At 57.6% G+C, this 23,678-nt stretch carries 17 protein-coding genes and 1 pseudogene; 13 read left to right on the top strand and 5 right to left on the bottom strand.

Annotation, left to right across the window (positions count from 1 at the left end):
* Nucleotides 1-58: 58 nt before the first annotated feature.
* Nucleotides 59-850, bottom strand: a complete 792-nt coding sequence (locus THISIDRAFT_RS00855) for a SapC family protein (protein ID WP_006787878.1) — start codon at nucleotides 848-850, stop codon at nucleotides 59-61.
* Nucleotides 851-1,074: 224 nt separating this feature from the next.
* Between THISIDRAFT_RS00855 and THISIDRAFT_RS00850 the strand changes: the two genes are divergently transcribed.
* The 8 genes from THISIDRAFT_RS00850 (at nucleotide 1,075) to glnD (ending at nucleotide 12,702) form a co-directional block, all read left to right on the top strand.
* Entirely contained in the window at nucleotides 1,075-1,563 is a 489-nt protein-coding gene (locus tag THISIDRAFT_RS00850) for a chemotaxis protein CheW (protein WP_040852644.1), read from the top strand.
* A 120-nt stretch (nucleotides 1,564-1,683) separates the two neighbouring features.
* On the top strand, nucleotides 1,684-2,634 hold the full coding sequence (locus THISIDRAFT_RS00845) for a S49 family peptidase (RefSeq protein WP_006787880.1): 951 nt from the start codon (nucleotides 1,684-1,686) through the stop codon (nucleotides 2,632-2,634).
* Between the two features lie 135 nt (nucleotides 2,635-2,769).
* Nucleotides 2,770-4,200 carry a DegQ family serine endoprotease gene (locus tag THISIDRAFT_RS00840; protein WP_006787881.1) on the top strand — a complete coding sequence of 477 codons (1,431 nt, stop codon included), beginning with the start codon at nucleotides 2,770-2,772 and terminating at the stop codon, nucleotides 4,198-4,200.
* A 67-nt stretch (nucleotides 4,201-4,267) separates the two neighbouring features.
* Nucleotides 4,268-6,100, top strand: a complete 1,833-nt coding sequence (locus THISIDRAFT_RS00835; RefSeq protein ID WP_006787882.1) for a hypothetical protein — start codon at nucleotides 4,268-4,270, stop codon at nucleotides 6,098-6,100.
* Nucleotides 6,101-6,135: 35 nt separating this feature from the next.
* Nucleotides 6,136-6,942 (top strand): PD-(D/E)XK nuclease family protein, encoded by an 807-nt coding sequence (locus THISIDRAFT_RS00830; RefSeq protein ID WP_006787883.1) that lies wholly within the window; start codon nucleotides 6,136-6,138, stop codon nucleotides 6,940-6,942.
* 57 nt (nucleotides 6,943-6,999) lie between these two features.
* The gene (locus tag THISIDRAFT_RS00825) at nucleotides 7,000-7,767 is read left to right on the top strand and encodes a 3',5'-cyclic-nucleotide phosphodiesterase (protein WP_006787884.1); all 768 of its coding nucleotides are present in this window, start codon (nucleotides 7,000-7,002) and stop codon (nucleotides 7,765-7,767) included.
* A 158-nt stretch (nucleotides 7,768-7,925) separates the two neighbouring features.
* The gene (locus THISIDRAFT_RS00820) at nucleotides 7,926-9,989 is read left to right on the top strand and encodes a transglycosylase SLT domain-containing protein (RefSeq protein WP_006787885.1); all 2,064 of its coding nucleotides are present in this window, start codon (nucleotides 7,926-7,928) and stop codon (nucleotides 9,987-9,989) included.
* A 16-nt stretch (nucleotides 9,990-10,005) separates the two neighbouring features.
* Complete coding sequence (glnD, locus tag THISIDRAFT_RS00815; RefSeq protein WP_006787886.1) at nucleotides 10,006-12,702, top strand: [protein-PII] uridylyltransferase; 2,697 nt, start codon at nucleotides 10,006-10,008, stop codon at nucleotides 12,700-12,702.
* Between the two features lie 428 nt (nucleotides 12,703-13,130).
* Here glnD and THISIDRAFT_RS00810 read toward each other — a convergent pair whose 3' ends face one another.
* Both THISIDRAFT_RS00810 and nadB read right to left on the bottom strand, forming a co-directional pair.
* Nucleotides 13,131-13,331 carry a YgaP family membrane protein gene (locus tag THISIDRAFT_RS00810; protein WP_006787887.1) on the bottom strand — a complete coding sequence of 67 codons (201 nt, stop codon included), beginning with the start codon at nucleotides 13,329-13,331 and terminating at the stop codon, nucleotides 13,131-13,133.
* A gap of 284 nt (nucleotides 13,332-13,615) precedes the next feature.
* Nucleotides 13,616-15,226, bottom strand: coding sequence for an L-aspartate oxidase (gene nadB, locus THISIDRAFT_RS00805; protein ID WP_006787888.1), 1,611 nt, complete (start codon nucleotides 15,224-15,226; stop codon nucleotides 13,616-13,618).
* A gap of 218 nt (nucleotides 15,227-15,444) precedes the next feature.
* Here nadB and THISIDRAFT_RS00800 point away from each other — a divergent pair, with 218 nt between their 5' ends.
* The 4 genes from THISIDRAFT_RS00800 (at nucleotide 15,445) to glmU (ending at nucleotide 20,860) form a co-directional block, all read left to right on the top strand.
* On the top strand, nucleotides 15,445-16,434 hold the full coding sequence (locus THISIDRAFT_RS00800; RefSeq protein ID WP_006787889.1) for a porin: 990 nt from the start codon (nucleotides 15,445-15,447) through the stop codon (nucleotides 16,432-16,434).
* Nucleotides 16,435-16,566: 132 nt separating this feature from the next.
* Nucleotides 16,567-17,724 carry a glycosyltransferase gene (locus tag THISIDRAFT_RS00795; RefSeq protein WP_006787890.1) on the top strand — a complete coding sequence of 386 codons (1,158 nt, stop codon included), beginning with the start codon at nucleotides 16,567-16,569 and terminating at the stop codon, nucleotides 17,722-17,724.
* A gap of 59 nt (nucleotides 17,725-17,783) precedes the next feature.
* Nucleotides 17,784-19,451: an energy-dependent translational throttle protein EttA gene (gene ettA / locus THISIDRAFT_RS00790; RefSeq protein WP_006787891.1), complete on the top strand. Its 1,668-nt coding sequence runs from the start codon at nucleotides 17,784-17,786 to the stop codon at nucleotides 19,449-19,451.
* The gene (gene glmU / locus THISIDRAFT_RS00785; protein WP_006787892.1) at nucleotides 19,451-20,860 is read left to right on the top strand and encodes a bifunctional UDP-N-acetylglucosamine diphosphorylase/glucosamine-1-phosphate N-acetyltransferase GlmU; all 1,410 of its coding nucleotides are present in this window, start codon (nucleotides 19,451-19,453) and stop codon (nucleotides 20,858-20,860) included. The genes ettA and glmU overlap by 1 nt, the downstream gene beginning before the upstream one ends.
* Before the next feature lie 425 nt (nucleotides 20,861-21,285).
* Here the strand turns inward: glmU and THISIDRAFT_RS00780 are convergent, their stop codons facing one another.
* A complete protein-coding gene (locus THISIDRAFT_RS00780; RefSeq protein WP_006787893.1) occupies nucleotides 21,286-22,353 on the bottom strand; it encodes a transposase in 1,068 nt (355 codons plus the stop codon).
* A gap of 271 nt (nucleotides 22,354-22,624) precedes the next feature.
* On the opposite strand from THISIDRAFT_RS00780, the gene THISIDRAFT_RS00775 reads away from it, so the two are divergent.
* A complete protein-coding gene (locus THISIDRAFT_RS00775) occupies nucleotides 22,625-23,248 on the top strand; it encodes a transposase (RefSeq protein ID WP_006787894.1) in 624 nt (207 codons plus the stop codon).
* Between the two features lie 26 nt (nucleotides 23,249-23,274).
* Here the strand turns inward: THISIDRAFT_RS00775 and THISIDRAFT_RS00770 are convergent.
* Nucleotides 23,275-23,436 (bottom strand): annotated as a pseudogene (locus THISIDRAFT_RS00770) (IS701 family transposase); the annotation flags it as partial.
* Nucleotides 23,437-23,678 lie beyond the last annotated feature (242 nt).

The following is a 23,678-nucleotide window of genomic DNA, read 5'->3' as shown; positions in this document are numbered from 1 at the left end:
AATGTTAGCGAATCGAAACCTAGGTGTAAGCTCCGCATCACCGGAGAATCGCACAATGCTACTGAAAATCGAAACGCAGCGTCCCGCTTTGGTCATTGCCAAAGACATTATCCAGGTCTACCGATTGACTGCCCTTATTCTGGTTCAGGCGTTCCTGCAACTGCAGCAGGCGATCAAAGACCATGATCTGCTGCATCGACACCATCTGCAAAATGGCGATGGGCAAAGCCCCGGCATGACGCAGTTTAACAAAAGCCTCATCATCGAGGGCATTGAATTTGGCCTCGGAGATGCGATGCAAACCCGTGACCTCAACCTCTTGGCCGTCTTTTTTCAGCTTCATCGGCCAGGGCTCAATCAGACCGGCCTCGGCAATGGCGGCCACTGCCAGATCCGTTGCTACCCGGCTGTGCTCAACCTGGGCGAGAAAATCCATGATCTGCTTGACCAATTCGGTGGGATTGCCCTGCGCATCGAAAAATGACTCGCCGTCGTCATCCTCGGTCAACAGACCGCTGTCCTCATCAATGCACAACACCGGGTCTTGGGCATTTTGCGGACGGATCAGGCGGAAAGGATAGCCGCGCAGCACCGCCGGCACATAATTGCCCAGCCACTGCCCGGAAGGGGCGACAAAGAGATTTTTGCCCGGTGCCAGGGCGGTGACCGCAACCAGTTTAAAGCCATCTTCCTGCGAGATCAGCGCGGTAGGCATGTTCACCGCTGCCCGGCTTAATTCCGCAATAACCAGCGGTAATAAAGTTTCACGCGCCGCAAAGTGGTAATCGGTATAACGGCGCCAGGCCTTGTTGGCGTGGCGTTCGCGGCTGATGGCAGCAAATTGTGGCATGAGTCGGGTTGCTCCTTAAAATGAAGGTGAGAATAACAAGCATGAATGCCATGCGCACAGATCAAAAGCATAGCGCCCGCTTTGATTTTAACCTAATTGACGCCATGGCCGCCAAATATTGAGCGGTTTGCAGCGCTGCGCTACGGGCATGGCGCGGCGTTTGTCTGCGCACTCTGGTTACCGGGAAATATATTTAGGCGTGCAGTTTTGCTAAGATGGCCGACATGTCAATCTCCCAGACACCGTCACTTGACTGCTTGATTGTTCCCTTGTTTGAGGGCAATTTGCTGTTGCCGCAATCTGTGGTGGTTGAAGTCATCAGTCGCGGCGATCAATCTTTGGTCTTTAGCCCACCGGTAAAAGCCTTGCCTTGGCTGAAGGGGCACTTTAGCTGGCGCGAGCAGCGGTTGCCGGTGCTGTCTTTGATGGAGGTGGCAGACGCCGCGCAGGCTTCCCGTATCACGCGCTTTCTGGTGGTGCATAATCTGTATTTTGATCCCCAAAAGGCCCAGCAAGGCCCTGCCTTTTATGCCATTGAGGTGCGCGGCATTCCGCACTCTATCAAGATCCATCGTCAGGATATCCGGCCCTGGGATGCCCCCGCACAAAGCGATGACCTGATCGCGATGCGGGTCAAAGCCAGCGGCGTGGTGTGCCTGATTCCCCATTTTGAACGCATGGCGCAGCGCTTGGGCGAACATTCGGATGTTTAGGGCCTCTAAGCCCTGGTTGCCTCAAGACTGAAACAAAACTGCCTTGCTATATGGCCCCGCAGGCAGCCTTTGCGATGGCAAAAATTATCTTTATCAAAGAGCGAGAGTGTGGCAAAGCATATGTTTGAGAATTTCAAAGAAAAAGATAGTCCACAATGGGAGCGGGAGATGCTGGAAAGAATCGCCCTGGCCGGTATCCAGGAACAGCGGCGCGCCCGGCGCTGGGGTATCTTTTTCAAAACCCTGGGCTTTTTGTATCTGTTTGCCTTGTTATACCTGCTGATCGGTGATGACTTTGGCAGCAGCGCCAAAGTGAAAAAGCACACGGCCATGGTGGATGTGCAGGGCATCATCACCCAGGATGGTGCGGCGAATGCCGATCTCATTGTCTCGGGCTTGCGCTCGGCCTTTGAGGATGCCAATACCGTTGGGGTCTTGCTGCGCATCAACAGCCCCGGCGGCAGTCCGGTGCAGGCCGGGTATATTAACGATGAGATCGTCCGCTTGCGGGCGCAATACCCCGATATCCCGCTGTATGCGGTGATCACCGATATCGGTGCCTCCGGGGGCTATTATATTGCCGCCTCAGCAGATGGCATTTATGCCGCCCGATCCAGCATCGTCGGCTCCATCGGGGTGCGCATGGACAGCTTTGGTCTGGTGGATGCCATTGATAAGCTGGGAATTGAGCGGCGCTTGCTGGTGGCCGGGGAAAACAAGGGGATGCTCGATCCCTTCCTGCCGCTGAATACCCAGGAGGTGGCTCATGTGCAAGCGCTGCTGGATCGGGTGTATCAGCACTTTGTCGAGGTGGTCAAAACCGGGCGGGGTGAACGTCTTGCCAATGATCCGGAGGTGTTTAGCGGCCTGATCTGGACCGGCGAAGAAGCCCTGCAGTTGGGGCTGATTGATGGTCTGGGCAGCCCCGGCTATGTGGCCCGCGAGGTGATTGGTGAGGCCAATATTGTGGATTTCACCGCAAAGAAAGACTTTTTCACTCGCATGTCGGAAAATCTTGGCGTCTCCCTGGCGCGGGTCATGAGTCAAGGTCTGACGCCGTCCTTGCGTTAGCCGGCGGTCTGAGGGCACGGTGTTTTTGTGAAAAACAGCTGCACCGTGCGCGACCTGTGGTGGTGTTGGCCGCATCGCTTTGGCCTGGTCCTGGCGATGGGGCCAGGGTTTATTCATTTTGACAGGAGTTTTTTAATGTCATTACACATGCGTTTGGCGTTTCACAGCCCCTTGATGCTGTGCCTGATTCTGCTGGCTTTTGCCGGTAGTGTAAATGCACGGGGCAGTCTGCCTGACTTTGTTCCCTTGGTGGAGAAAAACAGCGCGGCAGTGGTGAATATCAGCACCACGCGCAAAATCAGTTCCGCGCAGCACCCGCAGATTCAGCTTCCCGATCAGCTGCCGGAGGATATGTTTGGTGATCTCTTGCGCCGTTTCTTTGGTGAAGGCGGGGCGGCGCCTCATGCCTTTGATACCACGTCACTGGGGTCGGGCTTCATCATTTCCGCCGATGGCTATGTGGTCACCAATCATCATGTGGTGCAGGATGCCGATGAAATCCTGGTGCGCCTCAGTGATCGGCGTACCTTCACCGCCGAGCTGATGGGCTCAGACCCGCGCAGTGATATTGCCCTGTTGAAGGTGGAAGCAGACGGACTGCCGACCCTGAAATTCGGCGACTCCAGTGACCTTAAGGTGGGGGAATGGGTGCTGGCCATCGGTTCGCCCTTTGGTTTTGATCATTCTGTCACCGCCGGGATTGTCAGCGCCAAGGGTCGCAGCCTGCCGCGTGAGAATTATGTGCCCTTCATTCAGACCGATGTGGCCATCAACCCCGGTAATTCCGGTGGGCCTTTGTTTAATATGCAAGGTGAGGTGGTCGGCATCAATTCCCAGATCTACAGCCGCACCGGGGGCTTTATGGGGTTGTCCTTTGCCATTCCGGTAGAAATGGCGATGGATGTGGTGGCCCAGCTCAAAGACAAGGGCTATGTCAGTCGCGGCTGGCTGGGGGTCTTGATTCAGGAGGTCACACGCGATCTGGCCGATTCTTTTGGAATGACACGTCCTGCGGGTGCCTTGGTGGCGCAGGTGTTTCCAGACAGTCCTGCACAAAAGGCCGGCATTCGTGTGGGGGATGTGATTCTGGCCTTTAATGATCAGGATGTGCCGCGCTCCAATGCGCTACCGCCGATCGTTGGCCGGACCCCGATTGGCGAAGCGGCCAGTGTGCGCATTTTGCGTGATGGTCAGGAACTCACCCTGGAGGTGGCGATTGGTGAGCTGCCCGCCGATGAGGAGATCGCATCGCAAAGCAGTACCCCCAAACCCGCCCAGACGCCCAAGAGCACCCTGGGGATGCAGCTGGAAACCATTCCCGATGACATGCGTCAGGAGCTAGGTCTTGCTCAGGGCGGATTGATTGTGCGCCAGGTTGAAGGCGAACCGGCACGCAGTGCAGGCATCCGCAGCGGTGATCTGCTGTTGATGGTCAACAACCGCAGCGTTGACTCACTCGCTGCGCTGGAAGAACTCATCGCCAGCCTGCCCAAAGGCCGCCCGGTCCCGATATTGCTGCAACGCGGCGGTAATCCGGTGTTCATTGCCTTGCGCATTCCGGAATAAAGCGCGCCGTTGATCGTGCGTATGCAAAGCGGCCGCCTTATGCGGCCGCATTCATTTAGAGAACCGTATGAGCAATTATCAGATCCATTATCAATTCGGCAACGCCCCCACTGCCCACGCCCAGCAACCGGTTTTTATGGCCGCCGATGTTGACCTGATTCCGGAATCGGCCACGGAATGTCTGCTGTATCACCGTGCCACGCGCATGTCCGTCTCAACCACTAACGACTTGGCGATGGCGCTGTTGGCCTGTGATCGTTTTCGCACCCTGCCTGAACACCTCGCCGTCATTGCCCGACAGCTTCCCGTCTTTGCAGAGCATCTGGAAGCCCTGCAAGGTGCGCTGCTGGAGCTGATGCAGCATGGTTTTTTCACCAGCCCCGAACAGCAACTGCAGCGCTTGCTTCAGCCGGTGGAAAACCCCGAAGCGGCTGCCGTGCAAACGCTGTATGTCCGCAGCAATGGCCGCCTGGAAACGCTGCGCCCCTTATTGAATGCGCTGGCAGGACTCTTGGCACACGCGCCAACCACGATGCGCTGCGTGGTTCTGGAGGCGTGTCAGGAGCCGGCCCTGCAACAGGCCACGGCTGAGCTGGTTGCCGCCATCGCCACGGCAAGCGGGGCGGATCTGCGCTATTTCGGCCTGACGGCACGCCAGCGTTTAATCACCTATCTGGCCGCACAGACGGATGCCCATCCGGATGATTTGCGCTGGCTCTATCAGGGGGATCCCGAGGACGCGGAGCTGGCCTATGGCATTACCCTGAATCTGGCGCTAACTCTTTCTGCCGGGCAGCGTTTTCTGATCATGGATGATGACGCCCTCCCGCAGGTGTGGATGCGTGAAGGGGTGACCCCGACATTGCTGCTTTCACAAGCGCGTGAGTCGTTTTTTCCCCTTGCCAGCGAAGCCAGTGCAAAAAACACCGCCTTAGGTCGGGCTGAATTTAATCCCTTGCTGGCACATAGTGCTCAGTTGGGGCAGCCGATCCAGCATCTTGCCACGCTGGCGCAGGATCAGCCCACCGCCTTTGTCGGCGCTATGGGGGCGGCGGCATTACATGCCATTGGCCCCGGACATCGCGTGCGGATTACCCAAAATGGTGCCTGGGGCGATCAAGGCTCCAGCGACCTGTTTGCCCTGTATCTGCAACGCGGTGAGGCGCTGCGTGCCTTGACCCAGGATGAGACCACCTATCGCCACGCCACGCGCTATCGCAGCGGCTATCGCAGTTTTGATCATGGCTATCTGGGCCATGAACGCCCGGTGATGGTGACTACCCTGATGGGAGTGGATAATCGCAGCCTGCTGCTGCCGACCTTGCCGCAGGGCCGCAATGAAGATGAGTTTCTTGGTGCGGCGCTCGCGTTCATCGACCCAGCAGCGCTGTATCTGCATTTTCCCTGGATGCTGGCACATCACCCGGCCCAAGCACGTCCGTGGTCGGGCGACATCTGGGAGCAGCCTTTTACCTTGCCGATCAATCGTTTTCTGGCTGACCTGCTGCGCCAAATCCGGCCCCGCTGCATGGCAAGCCATCCGCTGCAGCGCCTGCAGTATCTCCAGGCCGCGCTGGCCGATTTTGTCCAGGCCCCTGATCGTCTGTGCGCGGTGTACGAAAAGACCTCGCTGCAGGCCCGTCTGGCGCGCCTCGGTGAACTGAAAGCGATTTTTGCGCAAGAGCCGCAGGCACTGGATACCTGGCGTGATGATATGCAGCGGCTGATTACGCTGAATCAGACCGCCGGTCTGGGCGATGGCCAGCTCTTTCACACGCGCTTACCCTTGCTGCAACGCCGCTTGGGGCATTATGTACAATGTCTGGCGCCCTGGCCGCAGGTCTGGCAATGTTGTCAGGAACGCGGTGAAACTGCACTGCTGACACACTGTCTTGCTTAAATCAGCCGTGATATACACATTGGGTGGATCATTCGATGATTGGCGAAGAACTGAAAACATATTTACAACGTGAGTTGCCCGAAATTTTACGTCAGGATCAGTCATTTCGTGCCTGGCTGGAACAGCTTATTCGCGAAACTGCGCTGACATCCGCGCAATTTGATCTACGTTTTGAACAGCTTTTGCGAGAGCTGGCCGAAGATCGTGCCGAACAAAAGCGCAAGTGGGAGGAACAAGACCGTAAATGGGACGGACAAAACCAGACCAATCAACGGCTCCTGGAAGAGATACGCCAGTCACGCGCCCGCTGGGACGAACAAGACCGTAAATGGGATGAGCAGAACCGCAAGTGGGAAGAACAAAACCGCAAATGGGATGAACAAAATCAAGCTAATCAAAAACTCCTTGAAGAGATACGCCAATCGCGTTCACGACAGGAACAGGGCATCAGTGCGATAGGCGCACGCTGGGGCTTGGCCTCGGAGCACAGTTTTCGTGAGGCGCTGAAAGGGATTTTGGAGCAAAGCTTTGGAGTTGAGGTACTCAACATCAATGAATTCGACGATGAGGGGGTGGTATTCGGACGGCCTGATCAGGTTGAGCTGGATATCCTTATCAAAAATGGTCTGGTCATTTTGTGCGAGCTCAAATCCTCCATGTCCAAAGGTGATATGTATCTGTTTGATCGTAAGGTGCAATATTACACGCAGCGACATCAGCGCCCGGTACAACGCAAGCTGGTCATCTCGTCGATGGTACATCCCAGCGCCCTGCCGGTGGCGCAACGCCTGGGGATTGAGGTCTTCAGTTATGCCGACGAGGACTGCGGCTTGCGCATATGACACCGGCACTGGAGTAAAAAACGACGGCCTATTTTTAAGGATTCAAGGGGGTATTTGATGCGCATTGAGGTTCTTGGATGCAGTGGAGGTATCAGCGCCGCACACCGTACCACAGCGTTTCTCATCGACGAGGATATCCTGCTCGATTGCGGCACCGGGGTTGCGGAGCTTTCTTTGGACAGAATGGCGTTGATCCGCCATATCTTCTTGACCCATACGCACCTGGATCATATCGCCTGCCTGCCGTTGCTGGTGGATACGCTCTTTACCCACTTGCAGCACCACCCGCTGACTGTCTATGCCTTGCCGGAGGTGCTGGCGATTATCAAGCAGCACATTTTCAACTGGGCGATCTGGCCGGATTTTTTCGAGCTCCCCCAACGGGATCGCCCGGTGATTCTCTTTCAGCCGATCAGTCCGCATAGCCCCGTGATGTTAAATGGGCGGCAGGTGCAGGCGATAACTGTCAAGCATACCGTGCCGGCAGTGGCGTATACGATCACCACCCCCAAGGCCACCTTTGCCTTTAGCGGTGACACTACCAGTACCCCGCATTTCTGGGATACCTTGAACATCTACCCGCGCCTTGATCTTTTGTTTGTGGAGTGCGCCTTGGGGCAAAAGGATCAGGCCTTGGCCAAACTGGCCTGTCATTATTGCCCGCAGCTACTGGCACAGGATATCGCCCGACTCAAACACCCCGCCAGCATCGGCATAAGCCACCTCAAAGCCGGCGAGGAGGCCACGATCTTTGCCGAGTTACAGGAGGCCCTGCCAAACCGCCCCTTGATAGCTCTGCGTCAGGGCGATGTTTTCCAGTATTAAAAGCAGTTGCCAGCAGCGCCTGTGACGTCGTAAAGTGGGCTGTAAAAGCCTGCACCTAGCGCTATATGAACGCTGACCTCGTCGTCGGCGACGGCGACCCCTCAACAGAGGGTGTATGGTGTCTGCCTGTTTCGTCTCTTTAGTCGAGGTATGTTTCGATGTGTCCCCTATTTGTGCGCCGTATGTTCGTGCCTGCATTGATTGTTTTGCTCACGCTGTTTGCCCAAGGTATTGCGCTGGCTGATCCCCTGGCCAATCAGCGTAAGCTGTTCATTGAGGCTGAAGGGGCCAAGGCGCGAGGTGATAGTGTGCGTTATCAGGCGCTGCTGGAACCGCTTAAGGATTATCCCTTGCTGCCTTATCTGCTGCATGATGCGCTGGATGCGCGCCTGTCTCAAGCCAGTGCGGCGGAGGTGCGGGCTTTTCTGGCGCGCTTTGAGGGTTCCATGCATGCCTTCAATCTGCGCAACCGCTGGTTGGCGCTACTGGCCGGACGCGGCGATTGGGAGAATTTTTTACAGGATTACCGCGAGCTCGGCGCGGATACCAGTATGCAGTGCCATTACCGTCATGCTTTATTGCGTACCGGACGCCAAGCCCAGGCGCTGGACGGGGTGGAGGACTTATGGCGACAGGGCCGCTCTCAGCCCACCGCGTGTAATCCGGTTTTTCAGGCATGGCGCGCGGATAATCGCCTGACCACCGCGCTGGTCTGGGAGCGCTTTGAGCTGGCCTTGCAGGCAGGACAGCCTAATCTTGCCCGTTATCTGCGCCGTTATCTGTCAGAGGCTGATCAACTGTGGGCGGATCGCTGGCTGGCACTGCACCAAACTCCCGAACAGCTCGCGCAAGTCACCTGGCAAGCCCATCAGCACCCCATCGCCGGAAAAATTGTCGCCCATGCCTTTGAACGCCTGGCCCGGCGTGATGCCCAGCGGGCGCAGAACCTGTATAACGAACAGGCGCAACGGCTGCGTTTATCCCCACAGGATGCCTTTGCCGCACAGCGGCATATCGCCATGCGTTTGAGCCTGCGCGCCGATCCGGCGATTTTGCCGTATCTGGCCAAATTACCCGAAGGGGTCTTTGATTCGGCCCTGCGCGGACGGCAGGCACGGGCGGCGCTGGCAGCCGGTGATTGGCGCACGGTGGCGATGGCTATCGGCAAAATGTCGGCGGAAGATCGTGAGGATGCCGCCTGGCGTTATTGGCAGGCGCGCGCCCTGGAGCAAATCGGCGAAACCGCGCAGGCGCAGGCCCTGTACGTCGAGATTGCCCAGGAACGCAACTACTTTGGCTTTTTGGCTGCAGAACGCAGCAACCGCCCCTATCGTATCGGGCATGAGGCATTGCAGGTCAGTACACAGACCATGACCCGTACTGCCGCCCATCCGGCAGTGCGCAGTGCCTATGAATTTCTGGCGCTGGGGCGCGAAGTGGATGCCCGCCGGGAATGGCAGTATCTGCTGGGTCAGCTCGACACCGAAGGCTTGAAGGCTGCCGCAATCCTGGCGCAACAATGGGGCTGGCATGACCGGGCGATTTTTGCTGCGGCCCGCGCCCGCGCCTTTGATGATATTGAACTGCGTTTTCCCTTGGCCTATAGCCAGTACATTCTCGATGCCGCTGCTGCCCAGGAGATCAACCCTGCCTGGGCCATGGCGGTAGCACGTCAGGAAAGCGCCTTTATGCGCGATGCCCGTTCCCATGCCGGGGCCTTGGGTCTGATGCAGATCATGCCCGCCACCGGGCGTGGCATGGCCTCACATGTCAATGTCACCCTGAATCGTGATCTGGATCTGATTGACCCGGATATTAACACCCGCATCGGCACCTATTATCTGCGCCACAACGTGCAAAACTTTGGCGGTCATGTGATTTTAGCCACCGCCGCCTACAATGCCGGCCCAGGACGGGTGCGCAGCTGGTTGCCAGAACACGGCAGCATGGAGGCAGACGTCTGGGCCGAGCTGATTCCCTTTACGGAAACCCGCGACTATGTGCGCCGTGTGCTGGCCTATATGGTGCTCTACGAGGTACGCCTGGGGCTTGCACCCACCCGCTTAAGCAGCCTGATGGCGCCGATTACCCCACGGGCGCAACTTGGGCCGGTCATGCGCGCCCATCTGGAAAATATCCTGGGGCCTGGAGACGCAATGCCGAACCTGCCAACCCATCAAATCTGCGATGCACCGGGCTATGTTGAAGTCCCTTGCACATAATCGTGGTTGAGCGAATATGCTCTCATTGATTGCTTTACCAGAGGCCCTCAGCAGTCGGCTGCAGTGGGATGCGCGCTACCGGGCCTTACGCGCTGCGGGGCCTGAGCGGGATCACTATGCAGCCTTGTTGCAGGATATTCGCAGCGCCCTGGAAAGTGCGTTTAAGGATGGTTGCGATGTGGTCGCGCTGGTGCATGGTCGCGCCGCCATGATTGACCGCCTGCTGATTGCCGCCTGGAGCCATTTCAACCTCAGCGAGGTGAGCAAAATTGCGCTGATCGCGGTGGGCGGCTATGGACGCGGGGAGTTACACCCCGGCTCAGACATTGACTTGTTGCTATTGCACGATGCCCCGCTTAGCAGCACCGAGACCGAAAACATCGTCGCCTTTATCACCTTTTTATGGGATATCGGCCTGCAGATCGGTCACAACGTCTGTAGTCTGGATGAATGCGCCACCGAGGCCGCCCGCGATATCACCGTGGCCACCAACATCATGGAGGCGCGCCTGCTCAGTGGGCAGGTACGCCTGCTGGAAAAGCTCAATCTAGCCACCGGCCCCGAGGTGCTCTGGAACAGCCGCGACTTTTTCAGCGTGAAGCTGGCTGAACAAAAAGCGCGGCATCACCGCTTTGGTGATACCGCCTACCGACTCGAACCCAACCTCAAGGAAAGCCCTGGGGGCTTGCGCGATATCCAGATGATCGGCTGGGTGGCGCGGCGCCATTTTGGCACCAGCAAACTGCATAAACTGGTGTCCCACGGTTTTTTGACCGAACAGGAATACCGCGACCTGATCGACGGGCAAAACTATCTATGGCGGGTCCGCTTTGCCCTGCACATGCAAAATGGCCGACGCGAAGACCGCCTGGTTTTTGGCCATCAGCAGGCCCTGGCAAGCTGGCTGGGCTTTAGTGATCGCGGCCATGATCGGGCCGTGGAGCAGTTCATGCAGCACTATTTTCGTAACGTCACCGAGCTTGAACGTCTCAATGAAATGCTGCTGCAACACTTCTATGAGGCCATTGTGCTCACCGACGGCGAGCACCGGGCCGATGATCCCAGCGAGATTGTGCCGATTAACCGTCGCTTTCAGGCCCGGCGCGGTTTTCTGGAAATCACCCACCCAGAGGTCTTTCGCCACTATCCGCCGGCCCTGCTGGAAACCTTTTTGCTGCTGGCACAGCATCCCGAATTGCAAGGGGTGCGCGCCTCCACCATTCGCCAGATGCGCATGGATCGCCGCCTGATCAATGACAAATTTCGCAATGACCTGGCCTGTCGCGCCCTGTTTATGGAGATCCTGCGCCAGCCTCGCGGCCTGACCCATCAACTGCGGCGCATGAACCGCTACGGGATTCTGGCGGCCTACCTGCCGGCCTTTGGCATGATTGTCGGGCGCATGCAATACGATTTGTTCCATATCTACACCGTGGATGAACATACCCTGTTTGTGATTCGCAATCTGCGTCGCTTTGCCATTGCCTCACATGAACACGAACAACCCCTGTGTAACCGCATTTTCAAACACATCCCCAAGCCAGAGCTCCTCTATCTGGCCGCGCTGTTTCATGACATCGCCAAAGGACGCGGCGGCGATCATTCCGAACTCGGCGCCCTGGAAGCCCGGGCCTTCTGCCTGCACCATGGCATGAGTCAATACGATGCCAACCTGGTGTCCTGGCTGGTGCGTGCCCATTTGCTCATGTCATTAACCGCCCAGCGCCAGGACATCTCCGATCCCGAGGTGGTCTGTCGCTTTGCCGTCAGCGTGGGTAACAGTATGCGCCTGGATTATCTCTACCTGCTGACGGTCGCCGACATTCGCGGTACCAACCCGCAACTGTGGAACTCCTGGAAAGATTCCCTGCTGATCAGCCTCTATCACGCCACCCAGCGAATGCTGCGCCGGGGCCTGGACAACCCGCCGGATCAAGACGAGCTGATCGGCGAGGTACAGGCCCATGCCATCGAACTGCTCAAAGGGCGCGGCATGGATGAAAAAACCATCTTTGAGGTGTGGAGCGATTTTGATGAGGAATACTTCCTGCGCCACTCCGCCGACGAGATTGCCTGGCACAGCTTTGCCATTCAACGCCTGGGTGATGATCAAACACAACTGCCCTTGGTGCTGGTGCGTCAGGAAACCGCCCGTGGCAGTACCGAGATTTTTTTATACACCGACGAACACCCTAATCTGTTCGCCCTTGCCACCACCGCCATCACCCGCTTGAGCCTCAATATTGTCGATGCACGCATCATCACCACGCGCAGCGGCAAAACCCTTGACACTTTTTTGGTCCTCGAAGACCCCGGCAACCCCATCTCCTGCGAAAGCCGACTGGAAGAAATCGGCCATACCCTGGCAGATGCCGTCAGATACCCCGAACGTGGCCCCAAACCGGTGGTGCGCGCCGCCCCGCAACGCCTGCGCCACTTCAAAGTGGATACCAACATCCGTTTTTCACCCAAAACCCATTACAACAAAACCGTATTAAACATCACCACCGTTGACCGCCCCGGCCTGCTCTCCTGTATCGGCATAGCCCTTACCCAATGCGGCGTCAAAGTCTACAACGCCAAAATTGCCACCGCGGGTGAACAAGTCGACGACGTTTTTTATATCACCGACCTGGAGGGTCGCCCCATTACCGACAAAAAACAAAAATCCATGATCACGCACACCCTGCGCAAGTCCCTGGGGGAACATTGAGGCTAAAAAGGGAGTATTTTTACTGCGAGAGCTTACACCTAGGTTTCGATTCGCTAACATTTGCAGACAAACCCTCCTATAAAGTTCAGTTAGAAATAGGGTTTACATACGCTTTAGCATACCCTACTATGGCCTTAGCCCGAGAACCAAGGGCTGTTCTAGTTCTTTAATTAAGTTTAGGTTTGCGGTTATCTGGGCAAGTCTCAGATGTAAAACCTAAAGCGTACTCAAGAACTTAGCGCCAGATGTTTATTCATCTGGCTTTGGCGGATCGGCCCATCCTCACTTGAGGGTGCGCGCTAACGTTTGTTAGCGAAACTCGATCAGATAAGGACAAAGGGCGCTTTACGGCGCGAGAGATGACTATGCGAGACAGGGATCAGGAAAAGCAATGGGCCAAGCGGAAAATCCCTTGGCCCGTCCTGTTTTTATCCGTCTTTTTGTGAAGATCCGCAGGTATTTATGCCCAGCAGCGTATAGGCCGGACAAAAACCGATCAGCGCTGTGGCCAGAGGCAACACCCCAATCCAGGTCCACGGCGTACCGATCTGCATCACTGCCATGCCAATCAGAACCAAACCTACCACGATACGAATCAGCTTATCGTTTGCGCCTATGTTATTTTTCATAAAAAAATATAACTCCACATAAAAATTCAGTCAAACCGAATGAAAATACCAGGAAGCCCAGGAGGGCACATTCCCTATCGCATCAACCCGAACATGATTTCTTAACAAGACCCTCAAAAACACCGCATTCACTCTAATGATCATGCAGATGTTGAGCATCATCTCCAAAACATGGCAGGTTAATCACCGCAGGAAGGTATCCCTGCCTGAGGTAGATGTTGACCGCATGGCGTCCTTAACGTTCACACATGGCTGGAATATCTTCATACAGAGCATGGGCTGGGCTATCCGGCTGTAAACGGGCTTTGAATCACGGTGGGGATGCCATCCAGGGCCGGGTCGGTATGGGGATGATCCAGGGTGTAGTGCAGGCCACGGCTTTCCCGGCGCGAGAGTGCGCATAAAACGATGATCTCAGCCACCATGACCAGATTGCGCAGTTCGATCAGGTCGTTGGTGATGTGAAAGTTGCTGTAATATTCGTGGATTTCGGCCTTGAGCAGGTCGATGCGACGCTTGGCGCGTTGCAGGCGTTTGGTGGTGCGCACGATGCCCACATAATCCCACATGAAGCGGCGCAGTTCGTCCCAGTTATGCGCCACCACGACATTTTCATCAGAATCGGTGACGCGGCTGTCGTCCCAGGGGGGAATAGTGTAGCTTGCCTGGGCTTGGTCACTGAGGTGGCTGATATGCTGGGCGGCAGCCTGGGAAAATACCAGGCATTCCAGCAAGGAGTTGCTGGCCATGCGATTGGCGCCATGCAGGCCGGTGTAGGCGACCTCGCCGACCGCATACAGACCGGGAATGGAGGTGGCGCCGTGCAAATCGGTGACCACGCCGCCGCAGGTGTAATGCGCTGCCGGAACTACCGGGAGCGGTTGCTGGGTCATGTCAAAGCCATATTCGAGGCAACGTTCATAGATCATCGGAAAATGGCGGGTGATGAAATCAGCGGAGCGGTGGCTGATGTCCAGATACACACAGTCAGCCCCCAAGCGCTTCATTTCATGGTCAATGGCGCGGGCGACAATATCGCGTGGGGCCAGCTCACCCCGCGCATCAAACTGGTGCATAAAGCGTGTGCCGTCGGCGTGCAATAGCTGGCCGCCTTCGCCGCGTACTGCCTCGGAGATGAGGAAGGATTTGGCCTGTGGATGATACAGGCAGGTGGGATGAAACTGCATAAATTCCATATTAGCCACTTCACAGCCCGCCCGCCAGGCCATCGCAATGCCATCACCGCTGGCCGTATCAGGGTTGCTGGTGTACAGATAGACCTTGCTGGCCCCGCCGGTGGCCAGGACTACAAAGCGGGCGCTGAAGGTCAGCACTTCCTCATGTTCGCGGTCCAGCACATAGGCTCCAACACAGCGGTTTTCGGGCAATCCCAGTTTGGCGGTGGTGATCAGATCCACGGCAATATGCTGCTCGAATAATTCGATATTTGGCGCCCTTTGGGTGCTTTCCAGTAAGGCATCTTCAATGGCGCGGCCGGTGGCATCGGCGGCATGGACGACGCGGCGGTGGCTGTGCCCGCCTTCGCGGGTCAGATGCAGGCGTGAGGGCTGGCTGGCATCACTTTCGCGGGTAAAGGGCACACCCAGTTCCAGCAGCCAGTTGATGTTGGCCGGGCCATGTTCCACGGTAAAGCGCACCGCAGCCTCATTGCACAAGCCGCCGCCAGCATCAAGAGTGTCTGCCACATGGGCATTGAGCGAGTCGCGCTGATCCAGCACGGCAGAAATTCCGCCTTGGGCATAGAGGGTGCTGCCTTCACTGAGGGGGCCTTTGCTGACCACGGCAACGCGCAAATTTGCGGGAAGCCGTAAGGCCAGGCTCAGACCGGCAGCCCCACTGCCGATAATCAGGACATCATGGGTGTAAGAAGGCATGGTTTGGTTCTCAAAAAACTCGATGGAATCTGTGGCGGCATCATCTTGATGCCGCTTGAAAAACCCGTGAATGATGGCCAAGGACGTGGCTTTGGCCGTTTGCAGGCGGTGCGCAATGTGGGTATTTTAAATGGCCAAGCCGGTGGCGGTCAGTTTTTGTGTGCATCATGCACCGCTGCGCCATCGATTCACTCACCTTTAACGGATGTTTATCGCCGATGCCTACACGCCAACAGACGCTTTTAACAGCCGCCTTGCTGCTTACTCCGACCTTGAGTGTGGCCCAGGGTTTAACCATTAACTATTACGGCTCGGCACGGATTCATGCCGAGGCCGTGCAGCCGGATAATACCGAGGCCCTGGAGTCCTACACCGGGCTGCGCGACGCCTATTCACGCCTTGGGTTTAATGCAGAATATCCCTTGGGGCATGACATCACTGCCTTTGGTCAACTGGAATTGCCCCTGGATCTGGCCAATCTGGCGGTACAAGACCCCTGGGATCAAGAACAGGATGTGCGGGTGGCGCATATCGGACTGCGTGGCGGTTTTGGCACGCTGGCCTATGGACAGATGTGGATGCCTTACTATAACGCCATTGCCTACCCGGTGGATATGTTCAGCAGCTATTACAGTGGCTTTGCCACCTACACCACCTTTCGCCAAGGCGACAGCATCAGCTATTACAGCCCGGATATGGGCGGCTTTAACGTTGCATTGGGCTGGAGCGAGCGCAATGGTCAGGACGGCGATGACCGCTGGCAAGTGACCGCCAGTTATCGCGTGGCGGATACCGTGGTAGCGGTGGGGCTGGATGATCTGCAGGGCGAGACAGATAGCCGCATTTATGGGGCATCGCTGGCGCAAACCTGGGGTGATCTGTACCTTGGGGCCAAATACGAATGGCATGACAGCACCATTGCGCAGGGCTATGGGGCCGATGGGGACCGCGCCATGAATCTTTATGCCGGTTATACCCTGGGCAACACCACCGTCAAGCTGATGCTGGCGAATGTCGAAAACTACGGCGAAGACATCGTGCATTTAGGCCTTGATCACCAGCTGACTCCAGCCTTGCTGCTGTTTGCCGAATACTATTATGAAGAACACACAGCGGCCTTGACCGAAAAACGCGGCGGCGCCAAGGAAACCGCGTGGGCTGCTGAGGGCGGCGAGGTGTTTGCCGCCGGGGTGCGCTACGATTTTTGATGTTGGCGGGTGCGGTTGGCCTGAGCGCATCGCCTGCGTGGGCTGCGCAAAAATCCCATGCACGCCACGCCGGGCTTTCGGTACAATCGCTGCGCCCACTGGGGGCGATTGTTCAGGTCAAGCCACGCATCGATGAAAATTCTAATGATTACGGATGTCTATTTCCCGCGCATCAACGGGGTTTCGACATCCATTGCCACCTTTAAACAGGCCTTTGAGGCCGCAGGGCATCAGTTGACCCTGATTGCACCGCAGTATCTGGCGCCCTATGATGACGATGCCGCCATCATCCGCGTGTCCTCGCGCCGGGTGCCATTTGACCCGGAAGACCGGATGCTCAAATACCGCGAGGTGCTGGCCTTGGCGCCCACCCTGGCAGCAGAGGGCTATGACATCCTGCACATTCAGACCCCTTTTCTGGCGCACTATCTGGGCCTGAAGCTGGCGCGCCGTCTGGATATTCCTTGCGTGGAGTCTTATCACACCTATTTTGAGGAGTATCTGTTTCACTACCTGCCGCTGGTTCCCGATGCGTGGATGCGCGCCCTGGCGCGGCAGTTTTCACGCGGACAGTGCAATGCCGTGAATGCGGTGATTGTACCCTCCCGGGCCATGCAGACGGTGTTGCAAAATTATGGCGTAGCCACCCCGCAGCATGTGATTCCCACCGGCATTCCGCTTGAACTCTTTGCTCACGGGGATGGTCAGGCCTTTCGTCAGTCGCTGGGGATTGCCCCGCATACCCCGGTATTGACGCATGTGGGGCGCATCGCCCATGAAAAGAACGTGGATTTTTTGCTGCGGGTCGTGCAGCGCATCAAGGCCCAGCAGCCTGATGTGATGTTATTGCTGACCGGTGAAGGCCCGGCGCTAGCGCATATCAAACAGCTGGCGGCCACGCTTGGGCTTAACGATAACATCCGCTTTCTGGGCTATCTGGACCGGCGCACCCGTCTGGCCGATTGTTATGCTGCCGGGGATGTGTTTATTTTTGCCTCGCGCACCGAAACCCAAGGACTGGTGCTGCTTGAATCGATGGCCGCTGGCGTGCCGGTGGTCGCCTTGTCGATCATGGGAACGCGGGATATTCTCGAACCGGGTCTGGGGGCCTTAGTGGCCCAGGACGATGAGGCCGATTTTGCCCGGCAGGTCTTAACGCTGCTGCAAGATCGGGCGCTGCGGGAGCGGCTTTCTCACGAGGCGCGTGACTATGCCACCCGCTGGTCAGTGCCACACACTGCCCAACAGACGCTGGCAGTTTATGCCCAGTGCGTGGCGGCCCGGCGCTAAGGCAGACCAACCCGCCACCATCCTATATTTTCAACGATTTTTTAACGCAGGTTCCTTACATGGCTCAATATATCTACACCATGCAAGGGGTGGGCAAGGTTGTCCCCCCGAAAAAAGAGATTTTGAAAAACATCTCGCTCAACTTCTTCCCCGGCGCCAAGATTGGCGTATTGGGCTATAACGGCGCGGGCAAATCTACTCTGCTGCGCATCATGGCTGGCGTGGACACCGAGATTGTCGGTGAGGCGCGTCCGCAACCGGGGATAAAAATCGGCTTTTTGTCGCAAGAACCGCAACTAGACCCGGCCAAAGACGTGCGCGGCAATGTAGAAGAGGGCATTCAGGAGATCAAGGCCCTGCTGGATCGCTTCAACGCCATCTCCGATGCCTTTGCGGAACCGGATGCCGATTTTGAAAAACTGATGGCCGAACAGGGCGAATTGCAAGACAAGATCGACGCTGCCGGTGCCTGGGAGCTGGAGCGCAAGCTGGACGTTGCCGCCGATGCCTTGCGCCTGCCGCCGTGGGAGGCCGATGTCAGCAAGCTCTCCGGCGGCGAACGTCGCCGCGTGGCATTGTGTCGGCTGTTGCTCTCGGCCCCGGATATGCTGATTTTAGACGAGCCGACCAACCATCTGGATGCCGAAAGCGTGGCCTGGCTTGAGCAGTTTTTGCAGGAATTCCCCGGCACCGTGGTGGCCGTGACCCACGACCGCTATTTTCTCGATAACGTCGCGGGCTGGATTCTGGAGCTGGATCGCGGGCATGGCATTCCCTGGGAAGGCAATTATTCCTCGTGGCTGGAGCAAAAAGAAAAGCGCCTGCAGATGGAAGAAAAGCAGGAAAGCGCCCGCCGCAAAACCATGGAGGCGGAACTGGAATGGGTGCGCTCCAATCCCAAGGGACGCGGCACCAAGAGCAAGGCGCGCCTCAAACGCTTTGAGGAGCTTTCTTCGCCCAGCTATCAGCAGCGCAGCGAAACCAAGGAAATCTACATTCCACCCGGCCCGCGTCTGGGAGATAAGGTCATTGAGATTAACAACATCAGCAAATCCTACGGAGATCGCCTCCTGTATGAAAACTTCTCCTGCGCGATTCCACGCGGTGCCATTGTCGGCGTCATCGGCCCCAATGGCGCGGGTAAATCCACCCTGTTTCGCATGATTGTCGGCCAGGAACAGCCCGATAGCGGCGAGATCAGCATCGGCGAGACGGTGCAGCTGGCCTATGTGGATCAAAGCCGCGATGCCTTAAGCAATGAAAAAACTGTCTGGGAAGAAATCTCCAACGCCCAGGACATCATCCAGGTTGGCACTTATCAGATGCCCTCGCGGGCCTATGTGGGGCGCTTTAATTTCAAGGGCAGTGACCAGCAAAAGCGCATGCAGGATCTCTCCGGCGGTGAGCGCAACCGCGTGCATCTGGCCAAGCTGCTCAAAAGCGGCGGCAATGTCTTGCTGCTCGACGAACCCACCAATGACCTGGACGTAGAAACCCTGCGTGCCCTGGAAGAAGCCCTGCTGGATTTCCCCGGTTCTGCGGTGGTGATCTCGCACGATCGCTGGTTTTTGGATCGTATTGCCACCCACATTCTCGCCTTTGAGGAAGATGGCAATCTGGTGTTTTTTGATGGCAATTACACCGAATATGAAGAAGAACGCCACAAACGCCTGGGCAGTGCCGCCGATCAGCCCCACCGCATGAAATACCGTCGCCTGGAGCAATGATGCACACCCCCACCCCGCTCAATGTCATCATCCTGGCCGCCGGTCAGGGGACGCGGATGCGCTCGCATCTGCCTAAAGTCCTGCATCCTCTTGGCGGTCAGCCCCTACTGGCGCATGTGCTGGAACGGGCGCAGCGCCTGCACCCGGCACAAATCATCGTGGTGCATGGGCACGGTGCCGAGGCCGTGCGCGCCTACTTTGCCGACGGGCCTGGGCCTGACCATACGCAGAGCAATGGCGTGGTGCAATGGGTATTGCAGGCCGAACAGCGCGGCACCGCCCATGCGGTAGCCCAGGCGATGCCGTTAATTCGGGATGGTGAGCGGGTGGTGGTGCTATATGGCGATGTGCCGCTGGTCAGCCCGGAGAGTTTGAGCCTGCTGGTGGAAGAGCTGCAACGTCATGCCCTGGTATTACAAAGTATGCACCTGGCGCAGCCCGGCGGTTATGGGCGCATCGTGCGCGATGCTCAGGGACGCCCCTGCCGCATTGTCGAAGACAAAGACGCCAGCCCCGAGGAACGCGCCATTACCGAGGTCAACACCGGCTTCATGGCCGCCCGCAGTGAGGCGCTGCGGGACTGGCTGGCGCGCATCGACTGCGCCAATGCCCAGGGAGAATATTATCTCACCGACTGCCTGGCCCTGGCCGTAGCCGATCAAGCCAACCCGGCAGCCTTGGTGGCGACGCACAGTGAGCAGTTTTTAGGCGTCAACGACCGCCTGCAACTGGCCCAACTGGAGCGCATCTACCAACACCAGCAAGCCGCCCGCCTGATGCGCGCCGGGGTGAGCCTGCGTGACCCCGCCCGCCTTGATATTCGCGGACAGGTGCTGGCCGGACAGGATGTCTGCATAGATGTCAATGTGGTGCTGGAAGGCACGGTCAGGCTGGGGGATGGGGTTGTCATTGGTCCGGGCTGCGTGATCAAAGACAGTGAGCTGGAGCCGGGCGTTGAGATTCGCGCCCACAGCGTGATTGAAGGGGCCCACATCGGTGCCCACAGTATCATTGGCCCCTTTGCGCGACTGCGGCCCGGCACCACCACCGCCGCACAGGTACACATCGGCAATTTCGTCGAGGTCAAAAACACCCTCCTCGGCGAAGGCAGCAAAGCCAATCACCTCAGCTACTTAGGCGATGCCGAAATCGGCAGCGCCGTCAACATCGGCGCCGGTACCATCACCTGCAACTACGACGGCGCCTTTAAACACCGCACCGTGATTCAGGATGGCGCCTTCATCGGCTCAGGAACCCAACTCATCGCCCCGGTATGTATCGGCACACAGGCCACCATCGGCGCCGGCTCCACCATCACCCGCGACGCCCCCGACCACAGCCTAAGCCTCAGCCGCACCCGCCAACACAGCTACCCCAACTGGCAACGCCCCAAAAAACCATCGGCATAGCTCGTTCCTGTGAAATTCCCACACCAGCACGGACCACCAATCCATATGAAACGCAGGCCATGGCAGATGGTTTTACAGACATCGGAAAGACTCACAGGCGGGTATTGGAGGCTTATTGCGTTTCATATGCCGGTTGATACAATGCAGAGGATGCGAAATTAAGGACTTGCGTGAGAGAACGACCCTCTGCGCGGAATAGCCCGATGCGGCAAAACCGCACCTCGAGAACTATACAGGGGCATCGTGTAGCTGGCGTTCCTACTGCGACGGCCTCATAAGGACACTGCCAGATTGACATGCACATATACGTTAGGGAAGCTCTGAATAACTCCGCATTTTTGCGATAATTCACTCATCAGTCAATCAATCGGTATTTGCCCCATGGATCAGATGAGCTTTGCTGACCTTACCACCTATCAATTTACTCACGGGCACGAAAAGCCGGCAGCGGCAGGTCGTTTTGCAGACAGCGCATCAGGTAGCGCAAGCCACGTGTGAACCACGAAACCAGGCTGCGGGCGAGCTTGCGGAAGCTCCAGTGGTTCGGATCGTCCTGTGCTTGGTTTTTTTTCGAGCGGGGTCGGAGGGTGGCACGCCTGATCGCGCCCAATGCGCACACACCCATACATCGCCAAGGCCATGATCAACACCCGGCGTTCCAAACGATCCGCATGGCGCAGGTGCGAATCCCCCAAGCCAAATAATCCTCGCCCCTTGAAGTCGGAGAACATCGGCTCGATGCCCCAGCGCGTGGCATAGTCCAGTACGCGCGCCCGTGTCGGAATCGCATCCATGGCAATCATCCACGGCTCTGGATGCCCCGGGTCATGCACAATTCCCAGGTGGGTCACCACCCCAGAGGCGAACAGGCGCACACCCGGAAAATACGCTTCCCGCACACCCTTGGCCAAATCCCCGGTCGTGGTCTCCGCCACGCCGGTGTCCACCCGCAGATTCCCCTTCAAGCGCAACCGGTAGCCCCATTCGTGCGCATGCAACCACGCGAACAGCGCCGCCGATGGGTAGAACCGATCCGCCAACAGCAGCACCCGCGCCCCAGCCGGCAGCCAAGCCAACACCGTCTCCAGGAGGGCTTGCTGGCCCGCAAAGCCACGGTTCGCCGCGCCTTGCCTGGCCCACCAAACCAACGGCAACGCCCGCTCGCTCACGCGCAAGGCCAACACCCGCAATGCCATCCGATCCCCCAAATCGGTTTGATCCAGACTCAGGCACACCGTCTGATCGTGACGGGCCGCCTGCGCCAGTTCGGCCATCGCCAGCGGCTTGATCATGTCGGTTGGACACACCAACGGGTTCTTCAGCAAGCGTCTCAACCACTGTTCGCGCATGTCTTGGCGCTCGGTCTCCAGCGGCAACACATTCGCCAACTCCACCGTGTTGGCGGTTTGCGCTTCGATCATCGCTCCGACCACCAGCGACAGCTTCCTCACCACCGTCAGGCGCAGCCCCGGATGCGGCCTTGCGCAGTCCACGTTCCACCTCTTCTGCCAAGTGTTTGATGCTTCCCATGCCCACCCCCATGACCTCAGTTCAGCCAATCCTCAAAGTTTGCCATAAAAGTGATAGGTGGCAAGGCATGGTGACCTCAATCTCGGCCAGCAGCATCGGTCGTTTTTTAAAATCAGGCGGATCTTAAACCGCATCGCACCCGCTACGGGCTCAATCCCCACATCACCGATGAGGCTACCTTCCGTCAGGAGGTTCGCACGGTCTGTACGCGGTACCATCAGGCAACGCCGTTGCATGAACACGGGGTTCATCTCAAAAACCGGCATCCAGGCCATAGAGGCGATCCACCCGTCTCACCCGATGCAGCCCGGCCATCCCGAGGCCGTGGCGTTCGCGTACAAACGCCACGGTACTCAGACTCTGATCGCCCATTTCGAGGTCGCCACCGGGCTTATAATCACTCCCTCCATCGGCGACACCCGCACCGAGGCGGACTTCGTGGCCCACATCGCCGCCACCGTGGACACCGATCCACACGGCGAATGGAGCTTCGTCTGTGATCCGCTCAACACCCATCAATCGGCCAGCCTGGTGGAATTCATCGCCCAACGCTGCGCCATCGACACCGAACTTGGCCGCAAGGGAAAGACGGGAATCCTCGCCAACATGTCCTCTCGGGCCGCCTTTCTCCAGGATCCCTCGCATCGTATCCGGTTCGTCTATACCCCCAGGCACTGCGCTTGGCTCAACCCGGTCGAGATTTGGTTCGCTATCCTGACCCGGCGACGGCTCCGGCGTGGGCGCTTTGCGTCCTCCCAGGCGCTCAAACAACGCCTCCTCGACTTCATCGCCTTCTTTAACCAGACGCTCGCCAAGCCGTTTCGCTGGACCTACATCGGCAAGCCGCTGATGGCTTAAGTTATCCAGAATATTTCTGGTGCACGGTACTAGGTTCAGCAGCCGTGCCGCTTCGTTGAACAGGTCGCGGGCTTCATACGCCTCCCGCAACAAGAAACGGTTCACGCTGTCATGCGAGATGCCCATCACTTCCGACAGACGGGTACACGTGATTGATTTTGGCTCACTCATCAAAACCCCATGTACATTGACAAGGTGCAATTGGCGGTCGGTGTGCGTTTTGTCAACCCAATTCAGAAAAGTCCCCTTTTGTGCAAAGCAGAAGTGTCCCCCGTAGAATGCGTGGTTATGGTGTTTGGGCTGGTGCCGGAGTGATGTTGCCCCGACCTCTCCAAGGGTGGTCCGGCGCCGGTTTGTAGGTTGGCTTGGCGGTCTGTTTTGCCTTGGCCTGGTCGACGCTGTGGTGGACACTTTTTTCATTCATCCAGCG

The sequence above is a fragment of the Thiorhodospira sibirica ATCC 700588 genome (assembly GCF_000227725.2).
GTDB classification, from domain to species: Bacteria; Pseudomonadota; Gammaproteobacteria; order Ectothiorhodospirales; family Ectothiorhodospiraceae; genus Thiorhodospira; species Thiorhodospira sibirica.
Note: the sequence above shows the minus strand (reverse complement) of the source record. Positions and strands in the feature narration are given on the sequence as shown.

Excerpts from the sequence above, each read along its gene's own strand:
- glmU (WP_006787892.1), top strand. The coding sequence starts at position 19,451 with ATGCACACCCCCACCCCGCTCAATGTCATCATCCTGGCCGCCGGTCAG.
- nadB (WP_006787888.1), bottom strand. The coding sequence starts at position 15,226 with ATGCCTTCTTACACCCATGATGTCCTGATTATCGGCAGTGGGGCTGCC.
- THISIDRAFT_RS00850 (WP_040852644.1), top strand. The coding sequence starts at position 1,075 with ATGTCAATCTCCCAGACACCGTCACTTGACTGCTTGATTGTTCCCTTG.
- glnD (WP_006787886.1), top strand. The coding sequence starts at position 10,006 with ATGCTCTCATTGATTGCTTTACCAGAGGCCCTCAGCAGTCGGCTGCAG.
- THISIDRAFT_RS00835 (WP_006787882.1), top strand. The coding sequence starts at position 4,268 with ATGAGCAATTATCAGATCCATTATCAATTCGGCAACGCCCCCACTGCC.
- THISIDRAFT_RS00825 (WP_006787884.1), top strand. The coding sequence starts at position 7,000 with ATGCGCATTGAGGTTCTTGGATGCAGTGGAGGTATCAGCGCCGCACAC.
- THISIDRAFT_RS00820 (WP_006787885.1), top strand. The coding sequence starts at position 7,926 with ATGTGTCCCCTATTTGTGCGCCGTATGTTCGTGCCTGCATTGATTGTT.
- THISIDRAFT_RS00830 (WP_006787883.1), top strand. The coding sequence starts at position 6,136 with ATGATTGGCGAAGAACTGAAAACATATTTACAACGTGAGTTGCCCGAA.
- THISIDRAFT_RS00845 (WP_006787880.1), top strand. The coding sequence starts at position 1,684 with ATGTTTGAGAATTTCAAAGAAAAAGATAGTCCACAATGGGAGCGGGAG.
- THISIDRAFT_RS00810 (WP_006787887.1), bottom strand. The coding sequence starts at position 13,331 with ATGAAAAATAACATAGGCGCAAACGATAAGCTGATTCGTATCGTGGTA.
- THISIDRAFT_RS00840 (WP_006787881.1), top strand. The coding sequence starts at position 2,770 with ATGTCATTACACATGCGTTTGGCGTTTCACAGCCCCTTGATGCTGTGC.
- THISIDRAFT_RS00775 (WP_006787894.1), top strand. The coding sequence starts at position 22,625 with ATGAACACGGGGTTCATCTCAAAAACCGGCATCCAGGCCATAGAGGCG.
- THISIDRAFT_RS00855 (WP_006787878.1), bottom strand. The coding sequence starts at position 850 with ATGCCACAATTTGCTGCCATCAGCCGCGAACGCCACGCCAACAAGGCC.
- ettA (WP_006787891.1), top strand. The coding sequence starts at position 17,784 with ATGGCTCAATATATCTACACCATGCAAGGGGTGGGCAAGGTTGTCCCC.
- THISIDRAFT_RS00795 (WP_006787890.1), top strand. The coding sequence starts at position 16,567 with ATGAAAATTCTAATGATTACGGATGTCTATTTCCCGCGCATCAACGGG.
- THISIDRAFT_RS00800 (WP_006787889.1), top strand. The coding sequence starts at position 15,445 with ATGCCTACACGCCAACAGACGCTTTTAACAGCCGCCTTGCTGCTTACT.